Here is a 10,490-nt window from a genome sequence, read left to right on the forward strand (position 1 = left end):
GGCGTGAGCCGCATGGATGCGGCGACCGAGCTTACATGGACGTACTTGCAGCGTCCCCCTCAACCGGACCCGCCCCGCCCACCCACGGAAAGCCAGCGTTTGACGTTGATGTTGACGTTGATTCGGCAGGTGCAGGGCTGCAAGCCCTGCAGAAGAAACCCCCTACGAACTGCAGGACAGCATCGAGCAGCCCGCGCGGTCATCCGCCCACGCCGGGCGCTTGCCGGCATAGTGCTCCAGCCCCGGGCGTTCCGTATACGGGTCACGCAGCACGTCCTGCAGCGCGTGCACGCCCCCCAGATCGCCCTGCTCCGCCCGGTCGATCGCTTCCTGCGCCAACCAGTTGCGCAGCACGTACAGCGGATTGGCCGCCGCCATCTTCGCCAGGCGCGCATCGGCCGCCAGCGGATCGGCACGCAGCCGCGCGGCGTAGTCCTGCAACCACTGCTGCAGCGGCACCTGCACCGCCTGCCGGCGTGCTTCGTCGTAGTACACCGCTTCGAGCACACCCGCATCCGGTGCCGCCGCGTCCACGCGCATCAACGCGCGCCAGGCCAACGTCATGTCCATGCCGCCGTCCTGCAGCAACTGCTGCCAGCGCAGGTAGAGCTGCAGGTCTTCGTCGTCGGCGGCGGCCAGGCCCAGCTTGGCGGCGGCATCGCGGCGCGTGCAGGCGACGAAGGTGGACTGGAACGCAGCCAGACCGGCCTGCAGCGGCTGCACGTCGGCGAACAGCGGCGACAGTGCCTGCGCAAGCCGGTTGAGGTTCCAGTACGCCACCTGTGGCTGGGTGCCGAAGCGGTAGCGGCGGCCCTGGGCGTCGGTGGTGTTGGGCGTCCAGTCCGGGTCGTAATCCTCCACCCAGCCGTACGGGCCGTAGTCGATGGTCAGGCCCAGCACGGACAGGTTGTCGGTGTTCATCACCCCGTGCACGAAACCGACGCGCATCCAGTGCGCCATCAGCTCGGCAGTACGCACGGCGATCTGCGCGAACCAGTCGCCGTACAACGCCTCGCCCTCGCCCTGCAGCTCGGGGAAGTCGCGGGCGATGCAGGCCTCGGCCAGCTGCCTCAGCAGCGCGGTCTCGCCGCGGGATGCCGGCAGTTCGAAGGTGCCGAAGCGGATGAACGACGGCGCGACACGGCAGACGATGGCGCCCGGCTCGGCGCGCGGGTGGCCGTCGTAGAACATGTCGCGCACCACGTCTTCGCCCGTGCCGACCAGCGACAAGGCGCGCGTGGTCGGCACGCCCAGGTGATGCATCGCTTCGCTGCACAGGAACTCGCGGATGGACGAGCGCAGCACGGCACGGCCATCGGCGCCGCGCGAGTACGGGGTCGGCCCGGCGCCCTTCAGCTGCAGCTCCCAGTGCCGGCCATCGGCCGCCACCAGTTCACCCAGCGAAATCGCCCGGCCATCGCCCAACTGGCCCGCCCAATGGCCGAACTGGTGGCCACCGTAGTTGGCTGCCCATGGCTGCATGCCTGCGTACAGCGCGTTGCCGCCAAATACCTGGGCGAAGTCGTCGCCTTCCACGTCTGCTGCTTCCAGGCCCAGCAGCGCGGCCACGTCCGGCGACCAGGCCAGCAACGTGGGGGCGGCCACGGGGGTCGGCATCACCGATGACCATGCGGCGCCGCGCACTTCGCGGCGGCGCGGGCCGCTCTCGGGGTCGCCCGGCAGGGCGCTCAGCAGGCGGTTGTCGAAACGGGGGGCGCTGGTATCCATCCCTGCAGGATGGGGGCGGCAGGGCCGCTCCTCAATCTCCGCGCAGGGCCTGCAGGGCGCCGCCGTGCGCCTCGGCGCGCCGGTAGGCCGGGCGCTCGCCGATGCGCGCAAGGAAGCTGCGCAGGGCCGGCTTGTCGTCCAGGCCACCCCCACGGGCTGCAGCCGCCTGGATCGGGAAACTCATCTGGATGTCGGCCGCGGTGAAACGGTCACCGGCGAACCAGGGGCTTTCGGCCAGCCGCCGCTCCATCCAGTCCAGGTGCAGGCGCCGTTGCGGACCAATGAAGCTGCGCTCGGCCTTGTCGGCAATGCCGCGGGCAATCGGCCGGGCGAAGAACGGCATCGGCGCGCTGCGGATGCGGCCGATCACCAGGGTCAGCAGCAGCGGCGGCATCGCCGAACCTTCGGCGTAATGCAGCCAGTAGCGGTAGTCGATGCGCTCGGCACCGTCGGCCGGAACCGGCGACGGCGAGAACTGGCGCCCGGTGTCGTAGCGGTCGACGAGGTAGTCGAGGATCGCCCCGGACTCGGCCAGCACCAGATCGCCATCCTGCAGCACCGGCGATTTGCCGAGCGGGTGGACCTGGCGCAGCTCCGGCGGCGCCAGCAGCGTCTTCGGATCGCGCGGGTAGCGCCGCAGCTCGTAGTCCAGCCCCAGCTCCTCCAGCATCCACAGCACGCGCAGCGAACGGGAGTTCTCCAGGTGGTGGACGATGCGCATGGGCGGGCTCCTAGGGGAAGCGCGCATCGTACCGCGCGGGGGTGCATGCATCGCGCGCATAAAAAAAAACGCCGGAAGCTTTCGCTTCCGACGTTTCTGGCTACCAAACGGTAGCAGACGGATTAGACCGCCTGCACCTGGTCAGCCTGCATACCCTTCTGGCCCTGGACGGCGATGAAGGTAACCTTCTGGCCTTCCTGCAGGGTCTTGAAGCCGGTGCCCTGGATGGCACGGAAGTGCACGAACAGGTCCGGGCCGCTTTCCGGGGTGATGAAGCCGAAGCCCTTGGCGTCGTTGAACCACTTGACAGTGCCGGTCTGACGATCAGACATAGTTACTAACTCCTGAAACACATGTTGAAAAAAATCGCAGCCACCGGGTATCGGGGCCGAGACTGAGTTGCAGGCGTTGGTAAAGCGGATCGATGAGCGGATCGTGAGATCAACTGCACCAGGCCACGATTCACGGTGACCCTAGCAAACACAGTGGGTCGAACGATACGCGTGTTTTCAGGAAAAAGCGATAGCCCCGACATTCAGCCGCATCCCCTGCCCGGCTAGGCGTGACAAGGGCTGGCAGCCGATCGAGGCTAAACCCGAGTCCCCATTCAGGTTTTTCCTACCCTACACTGGGTAAATGACTGAAGCTGAAACCCCCGCTGAACACGGGCGTCCGAGGATCTGGGTCGATGCCGACGCCTGCCCTGTTGTCATCCGCGACATCCTTTTCCGCGCCGCCGAGCGGGTCGGCCTGGAGCTGACCCTGGTCGCCAACCAGTGGATCCGCACACCGCCCTCGCGCTGGCTGCGCTCCCTCCAGGTGCCACAGGGCCTGGACGTGGCCGACAGTGCCATCGTCGAGCGGGTCGCCGCCGGTGACCTGGTGGTCACCCAGGACATCCCGCTGGCTGCGCTGGTGCTGGAGAAGAAGGCCGTCGCCCTGAACCCGCGCGGCCAGCTGTACACCGCCAACAACATGGCCGAGCGGCTGTCGATGCGCAATTTCATGGAGGAGCTGCGCGGGTCGGGCGTACAGACCGGTGGGCCGCCGCCGCTGGGCCAGCGCGACCGCCAGCTGTTCGCCGCCGAGCTGGACCGCTGGCTGGCCCGGATCAAGCCGCAGTGATCACGCCGCAGTGATCACGCCCCGCTGATCAGCCCGCCTCGGCCGGGCTGTCCGGCGCCTGCAGCGAACGGTCACTGCTGAACACCCGGCGCTGCCCATCCAGCGGATCCTGGAACGCCAGGGCCCGCGCCAGCAGCTGCAACGGCGGCGCCCGCAGCGGATCCGCCGCTGGCTGCAGCTGCGGGTACAGGTCATCGCCGAGGATCGGTGCGCCCAGCGCCGCCATGTGCACGCGAAGCTGGTGCTTGCGCCCGGTTTCCGGCCGCAGCCGGTAATGCCAGACCGCCGCGTCGGCGGCGATCACGTCCACCCGGGTGCGCGCGTTCGGCTCACCCGCTGCCTCGGCCATGCGGAAGAACGGCTCGCCCGCCACGATCCGGCTCCGCCGCTCCAGCGGGAACTGCAGGCCCGGCAACGCGGGTGCCAGCGCCTCATAGGTCTTGTCGATACGTCGTTCGCGGAACAGCCGCTGGTAGGCATCGCGCGAATCGGTCCGCTGCGAAAACAGCACCAGCCCTGCAGTGAGCCGGTCAAGCCGGTGCAGCGGCACCAGGTCCGTGTTGCCGGTGCGCGCCACCAGCCGCGCCAGGAGGGTCTCGCGCACGTAGCCGCCTGCGGGCGTGACCGGCAGGTGGTGCGGCTTGTCGGCCACCAGCAGGTGCTCATCCTGGTACACGATGCGCTCGCTGAACGGGATGCGCGGTTCGTCGCTGACCTCGCGGAAATAGACGATGTCCAGCCCGACCTGCCAGGGCTGGTCCGGCGCGAGCGCCCTGCCCTGCACGTCCTGCACCCGGCCCCGGGCGAAACGATCCTGCCACTGCCCGCGGCCGATGCGCGGGAAGCGCGCGCACAGCCCATCGAGCAGGCACGCCCAGTCACCCGGCGGCAGCTGCAGGCGGCTGGGCAGGCTCATGGCGTGGCGGGCTCCGGCGCCGGCAGCGTGGCCGCGTCCAGCACCTGCCAGCCATCGCGCTCGATGCCGTCGCCCAGGCCATCGCCCAGCGCCGCCAGCACCAGCGCACGCATCACCGCCGGCCGGTGCAGGTTGATCCAGGTGCCGTCGGGCATGCGCAGGCTGCCGTGGTCCAGCCCGGCCTCAGCCGCCAGCCGCCGCTGCGCAGGGGCGCTGCTGAAGCGCATGCGCAGCCGGCGCCCGGGCGCATAGGCGGCGAACACCACGCTGGCAGGCAGCGCACCCGCCGCGGATGCGCGCACGCTGCAGACGAAGTCGGCGTCGGCAATACGGAGACGGCGGATCGGGGAACGGGTCATGCGCGGGCGACAGGAGGGAAAGCACCGCCAGAGTGCCATCGTTGACGCCCGGCAGACACCCTGGCGACGGACACCCTTACAGCAAACCTCTATCATGGTCGTCTTTAGTCGACGGATTCCCCATGGCCCTCACCGCCACCATCCGCAAGGCCGAGTTGCAGATCAGCGACATGGATCGCGGCTACTACGCGACCCACAACCTGACCCTGGCCCAGCACCCGTCGGAAACCGACGATCGCCTGATGGTGCGCCTGCTCGCCTTCGCCCTCAATGCCGATGACCGCCTGGAGTTCGGCCGCGGCCTGAGCACCGACGACGAACCGGACCTGTGGAACCACGATTACACCGGCGACATCCTGCAGTGGATCGACCTGGGCCACCCGGACGAATCGCGCGTGCGCAAGGCCTGCAACCGCAGCCGCCAGGTGCAGGTGGTGAACTACGGCGGCAACGCGTCCGACATCTGGTGGAACAAGCAGGGCAAGGGCCTTGCCCGCTTCGACAACCTGTCGGTGGTCGACCTCGACGGCGCCTTCGTCGAACAGTGGGGTCAGCAGATCCAGCGCGCCATGCGTTTCAGCGTGCTGATCCAGGACGGCGAGGTGCAGCTCCTCAACGACCAGATCCAGCTCGACATCATTCCGGACTGGCGCAAGCGCGCCAAGGCATGAGCACGATCCGCTGCGACGTGCTGGTCATCGGTGCCGGCGCAGCCGGGCTGATGACTGCGATCACGGCCGGCCAGCGCGGCCGCCACGTGCAGGTGATCGACCACGCCAACAAGGTCGGCAAGAAGATCCTGATGTCCGGTGGTGGGCGCTGCAACTTCACCAACACCGGTACCACGCCGGCCAACTTCATCTCGGCCAACCCGCATTTCTGCAAGTCGGCCCTGGCGCGCTACACGCCGTGGCACTTCATCGAGCTGGTGGACAAGCACCGCATCGCCTATCACGAAAAGGAACTGGGGCAGCTGTTCTGCGATGTCTCGTCCAAGCAGATCGTGAAGATGCTGGTGGACGAGTGCCAGGCGGCCGGCGTGCAGATCCGCACCGACTGCAGCGTGCAGCGCATTGAACAAGGCAGCGATGGCTTCCGCGTGCACACCACCGATGGCCTGTTCCATTGCGCCTCGCTGGTGGTGGCAACCGGCGGCCTGTCGATCCCCAGCATGGGCGCCACCGGCTTCGGCTACGAGGTGGCCCGCCAGTTCGGCCACCAGATCCTGCCCACCCGCGCCGGCCTGGTACCGCTGACCCTCAGTGGCACCCACCAGGAGCGGCTGGCCGACCTCAGTGGCGTTGCCCTGCCCATCGAGGCGCGCTGCAACGGCAAGCACTTCCAGAACTTCATGCTGCTGACCCATCGTGGCGTCAGCGGGCCGGCCATCCTGCAGATCTCCTCGTTCTGGCAACCCGGCGATGCCCTGGAACTGGACCTGTTGCCGGGCCAGGACGCGACCGAGTGGCTGCGGCAGATGAAACGCGACCGGCCGGCCGCCGAACTGCGCACGGTATTGGCCGAGGTGCTGCCCAAGCGGCTGGCCCAGCGCCTGTGCGAGCACTGGTTGCCGGACCGCCCGGTGCGGCAGCTGGACGAACCGGTGCTGCGCCAGGCCGGGCAGCTGCTGGGCGCTTTCCCGCTGGTGGCCAGCGGCACCGAAGGCTACCGCACCGCCGAAGTCACCCTCGGCGGCGTGGACACGGCCGAGGTCTCTTCGGCCACCCTCGAGTCCAAGCGCGTGCCCGGCCTGCACTTCGTCGGCGAGGTGCTGGACGTGACCGGTTGGCTGGGCGGCTACAACTTCCAGTGGGCCTGGGCCAGCGGCCATGCCGCCGGCAGCGTGGTGTGAACCGCATCGCCGTTCCAACCCCGCAAGGGGCGAGCGCATGGACGGACCGCCGCGCATCGTGTATCTAGATTTGCAGATTGGGGAGCAGTGCATGCAGAACGCGAACGACATCACCATCCGGCTGCTGATCGTCGATGACAGCGGCGAGAACGCCGAAGCCATCGTCAGCACCCTGCGCAACAGCGGCATCGCCGTGCGCCCGTGGCGGCCACAGGATTCGGCCGAGCTGTCGCAGGTGCTGGCCAGCCAGGCCATCGACCTGGTGCTGGCCTCGCCGTCGCAGGGCATCCCTCTGCCGCTGGTGGCCCAGCACATCGCCGCCAGCGGCAAGGACATCCCCTTGGTGCTGCTGGCCGATCACATCGACGAGGACGAACTGGTCCAGGCCAGCAGCAACGGCGTCCGCGCCCTTGCGCTGCGCCAGCGCAATGAACATCTGCTGGCGGTGGTCCGCGACCAGTGGGTCGACCTGCAGGCGCGCCGTGGCCTGCGCCGCATCGAGGCGCAGATGCGCGAGACCGAGCGCCGCTGCGACGCGCTGATCGCCTCCTCGCGCGACCCCATCGCCTATGTCCACGAAGGCATGCACATCCGTGCCAACGATGCCTATCTGGAAATGTTCGGCTACGAGGACTTCGACGAGGTCGAAGGCATCTCGCTGCTGGACATGGTCGCCGCCCAGCACGTGGACAGCTTCAAGCAGCTGCTGAAGTCGCTCAGCCGTGGCGAGGCGCCGCCGCCGCAGTACCAGCTGGATGCGCGCCACCAGGATGGCAGTGCGTTCCCGGCCACCATGGAATTCACCGCCGCCACCTACGAAGGCGAATCCTGCCTGCAGGTGGTGTTCCGCCGCCGGCTGGAACTGGACACCGAACTGGCCCGCGAGGTCGAGGACCTGCGCCAGCGCGACCAGGTCACCGGCCTGCTCAACCGCCCCACCTTCATGCTGCAGGTGGAAGATGCCGTGGCCCAGGCCGGCCGCAGCGAGGGCCAGTTCGGCCTGCTGCTGGTCGAACCGGACCACTACGCGCGCCTGATCCCCGATATCGGCCTGGCCTCGGCCGACACCCTGATCGGCGCGATGGCCGCGCTGCTGGCTGACGTGGTGGGCGAGGATGCGCAGATGGCGCGCTTCGGCGAACACAGCTTCGCCGTGCTGCAGGCCGGCGCCTACGCACAGACCCTGGCCCTGGCCGAGCGCATCCGCGAAGCCTTTGCCGCGCACGTGTTCACCATCGGCGCACGGTCGGCCACGGTCACCGTCAGCCTCGGCGGCGTGCAGGTGGGCGAGAAGATCGCCAGCATCGGCCAGGTGCTGGCGCGTGCCAGCGAGTGCGCGCAGGCCGCGGCCGCGCTGGGCAACACTTCGCGCATCTTCGACCCGGCCGCGGTCGACCGCATCGAGGAAGAGCGCGTGCAGCGCTGGGTCGCGCGCATCCGCGAGGCGCTCGCAGGTGACGGCTTCCAGCTGCACTACCAGCCGGTGCTGAACCTGCAGGGCGAGCCGCTGGAGCTGTACGAGGCCTACCTGCGGCTGGAGCACAACGGCGAGCTGCTCAGCCCGACCGCCTTCCTCGGCATTGCCGAGGAGCACGGCCTGCTGGGCGACATCAACCGCTGGGTGGTCTCGAAGGCCATCGACGTGCTCGGCGCACGCGCCCGTGCCGGCCATGACACGCAGATCCTGGTCAAGGTCACCCCCGAGTCGTTCGACGACCCCAAGATGATCGCCACCCTGCGCCAGCAGCTGCAGGCCCAGGGCGTACCGGGCGAACGGCTGTGGCTGCATGCGCCGGAGGTCAAGGTCTTCACCCACCTGCGCGCCGCCCAGCAGTTCCTTGCCGACGTCGCCCCGCTGGGTTGCCGGATCGGCCTGGAGCAGTTCGGTTCGGGGCTGGATTCGTTCCAGCTGCTGGCCCACTTCGAGCCGCAGTTCCTCAAGCTGGACCGCGGCTTCACCAGCGACCTTGGCGCGACCCGCGAGAACATCGACCGCATCAGCCAGATCACCGCACGTGCGCAGGAAGCCGGCATCCGCACCATGGCCGAGTTCGTCAGCGATGCGAACTCGATGACCCTGCTGTTCAGCGCAGGCGTCGATTACGTGCAGGGCGAGTTCGTCGGCCCGGCGCTGCCGTCGATGAACTTCGACTTCGGCTGAGTCTGATACTGGTAGTGCCGGCCGCTGGCCGGCAACCACGCATACCCGCAATGCCGGCCAGCGGCCGGCACTACCACGGGGTTGTCAGGTCAGGTCGACCAGGTTGGCGATCTTGACGTCCGGGTTGACGTCGGCCTCGTAGTCCACGCCGTCCACGCCGAAACCGAACAGGCGCAGGAAGTCGGCCTTGTAGCCGGCCAGGTCGCTGATCTCGTACAGGTTTTCGTTGGTCACCTGCGGCCACAGCTCCAGCACCTTGCCCTGCACTTCCGGGGCCATTTCCTTGTAGTCCGCACGCAGGCGGCCTTCCTCGTCCACCAGGGCGACCGTGCGGCCCTGGCCATCGACGAGGTCGTGGCGCAGGCGGTCGACAGCCACGCCGTCCGCCTTGCCACCGTAGAGGATGTCGTACAGCACGTCGAGCTGCTCGATGCAGCCTTCGTGCGTGCCCTGCGCCTTCATCACCTTGAACAGCAGCGACAGGTACAGCGGCATGGTCGGAATGGCCGAGCTGGCCTGGGTGACCACGGCCTTGAGCACCGACACGCGCGCGTCGCCGCCGATTTTCGCCAGCGATGCACGCAGGCCCAGCACCTTGTCGTCCAGGTCCTTCTTGGCCGCGCCGATCGAACCGTTCCAGTAGATCGCCTGGGTGATCTCTTCGCCCACGTAGGTGAAGGCGGTGGTGGTGCAGCCGTTGGCCAGCACGCCGGCCTCGGACAGCGCATCGATCCACATCTGCCAGTCTTCGCCACCCATCACCGCGACGGTGCCGGCGATCTCCTCAGCCGTGGCCGGCTGCAGGTGGGTCTCGGTCAGCACTTCCTTGTCGGTATCCAGACCGCGCAGGACGATCGGCTCGCCGATCGGCTTCAGCGTGGAGCTGATGATCTCGCCGGTCTTGGGGTGCTTGCGGCGCGGCGCGGCCAGGCTGTAGACCACCTGGTCGACCTGGCCGAGGTCGGACTTGATCATCTCGATGGCCTTGGCCTTCACTTCATCGGAGAAGGCATCGCCGTTGATGCTCTTGGCATACAGGCCGGCTTCGTCGGCGTACTTGTGGAACGCCGCGGAGTTGTACCAGCCCGCCGTGCCCGGCTTGGTCTCGCTGCCCGGGCGTTCGAAGAAGATGCCCAGAGTGGCAGCACCACTGCCGAACGCGGCGGTGATGCGCGCGGCCAGGCCGTAGCCGGTGGAGGCACCGATGACCAGCACGCGCTTGGGGCCGTTCTGGATCGGCGGGCGGGCGCGGATGTAGTCGATCTGCTGCTTGACCGCGGCCTCGCAGCCGGTCGGGTGGGTGGTGACGCAGATGAAGCCGCGGACGCGCGGTTTGATGACCATGGATACCTCGGGTTGGCAGATGCGGCGCACGGGGCGCTCAGCAGGAATACGGGCGCGCGCAGGTGCGCGCGAACCGCAGGATCGTAGTGCGCGGGGGAAGATTGCACAACCGACGCTGGCGTAGGGTGGGGTTTGTTTCTGCAGGGCTTGCAGCCCTGCACCTGCAACGTCAACGTCAAAAGCTGGGTTCCTGCGGGGTGGCGGGGCGGGTCCGGTTGAGGGGGACGCCGTGAACCCATCCATGGGGGCTTGGTCGCGCCATCCATGGCGCTCACACCCCCTCA

10 protein-coding genes are annotated in these 10,490 nt (G+C 68.4%); 4 read left to right on the plus strand and 6 right to left on the minus strand.

The genetic code is table 11. The features are described from left to right. Positions 1-162: 162 nt before the first annotated feature. The 3 genes from AC3WL7_RS21000 to AC3WL7_RS21010 form a co-directional block, all read right to left on the minus strand. Positions 163-1,728, minus strand: a complete 1,566-nt coding sequence (locus tag AC3WL7_RS21000) for a protein adenylyltransferase SelO (RefSeq protein WP_492752960.1) — start codon at positions 1,726-1,728, stop codon at positions 163-165. A gap of 31 nt (positions 1,729-1,759) precedes the next feature. Then, positions 1,760-2,449: a glutathione S-transferase gene (locus AC3WL7_RS21005; RefSeq protein ID WP_079221582.1), complete on the minus strand. Its 690-nt coding sequence runs from the start codon at positions 2,447-2,449 to the stop codon at positions 1,760-1,762. Between the two features lie 122 nt (positions 2,450-2,571). Beyond that, a complete protein-coding gene (locus tag AC3WL7_RS21010) occupies positions 2,572-2,781 on the minus strand; it encodes a cold-shock protein (protein ID WP_004153307.1) in 210 nt (69 codons plus the stop codon). Positions 2,782-3,085: 304 nt separating this feature from the next. Here AC3WL7_RS21010 and AC3WL7_RS21015 point away from each other — a divergent pair, with 304 nt between their 5' ends. Next, positions 3,086-3,574 carry a YaiI/YqxD family protein gene (locus tag AC3WL7_RS21015; RefSeq protein WP_492752964.1) on the plus strand — a complete coding sequence of 163 codons (489 nt, stop codon included), beginning with the start codon at positions 3,086-3,088 and terminating at the stop codon, positions 3,572-3,574. A 28-nt stretch (positions 3,575-3,602) separates the two neighbouring features. On the opposite strand, the gene AC3WL7_RS21020 is transcribed toward AC3WL7_RS21015, so the two are convergent. Continuing rightward, positions 3,603-4,490 (minus strand): pseudouridine synthase, encoded by an 888-nt coding sequence (locus AC3WL7_RS21020; RefSeq protein ID WP_492752965.1) that lies wholly within the window; start codon positions 4,488-4,490, stop codon positions 3,603-3,605. Beyond that, positions 4,487-4,849: a hypothetical protein gene (locus AC3WL7_RS21025; RefSeq protein WP_492752967.1), complete on the minus strand. Its 363-nt coding sequence runs from the start codon at positions 4,847-4,849 to the stop codon at positions 4,487-4,489. The genes AC3WL7_RS21020 and AC3WL7_RS21025 overlap by 4 nt, the downstream gene beginning before the upstream one ends. Positions 4,850-4,971: 122 nt before the next feature. Here AC3WL7_RS21025 and AC3WL7_RS21030 point away from each other — a divergent pair, with 122 nt between their 5' ends. The 3 genes from AC3WL7_RS21030 to AC3WL7_RS21040 all read left to right on the plus strand — a co-directional run bounded on the left by AC3WL7_RS21030 (position 4,972) and on the right by AC3WL7_RS21040 (position 8,862). After that, on the plus strand, positions 4,972-5,520 hold the full coding sequence (locus AC3WL7_RS21030; protein ID WP_283222538.1) for a YaeQ family protein: 549 nt from the start codon (positions 4,972-4,974) through the stop codon (positions 5,518-5,520). After that, positions 5,517-6,701, plus strand: coding sequence for a BaiN/RdsA family NAD(P)/FAD-dependent oxidoreductase (locus AC3WL7_RS21035; protein ID WP_492752968.1), 1,185 nt, complete (start codon positions 5,517-5,519; stop codon positions 6,699-6,701). The genes AC3WL7_RS21030 and AC3WL7_RS21035 overlap by 4 nt, the downstream gene beginning before the upstream one ends. A gap of 91 nt (positions 6,702-6,792) precedes the next feature. After that, positions 6,793-8,862 carry an EAL domain-containing response regulator gene (locus AC3WL7_RS21040; protein ID WP_079221576.1) on the plus strand — a complete coding sequence of 690 codons (2,070 nt, stop codon included), beginning with the start codon at positions 6,793-6,795 and terminating at the stop codon, positions 8,860-8,862. Between the two features lie 84 nt (positions 8,863-8,946). On the opposite strand, the gene fabV is transcribed toward AC3WL7_RS21040, so the two are convergent. Next, positions 8,947-10,206, minus strand: coding sequence for an enoyl-ACP reductase FabV (gene fabV, locus AC3WL7_RS21045; protein ID WP_492752970.1), 1,260 nt, complete (start codon positions 10,204-10,206; stop codon positions 8,947-8,949). Between the last annotated feature and the right edge of the window lie 284 nt (positions 10,207-10,490).

This window comes from Stenotrophomonas sp. FW305-3-2-15-E-LB1 (genome assembly GCF_058787375.1).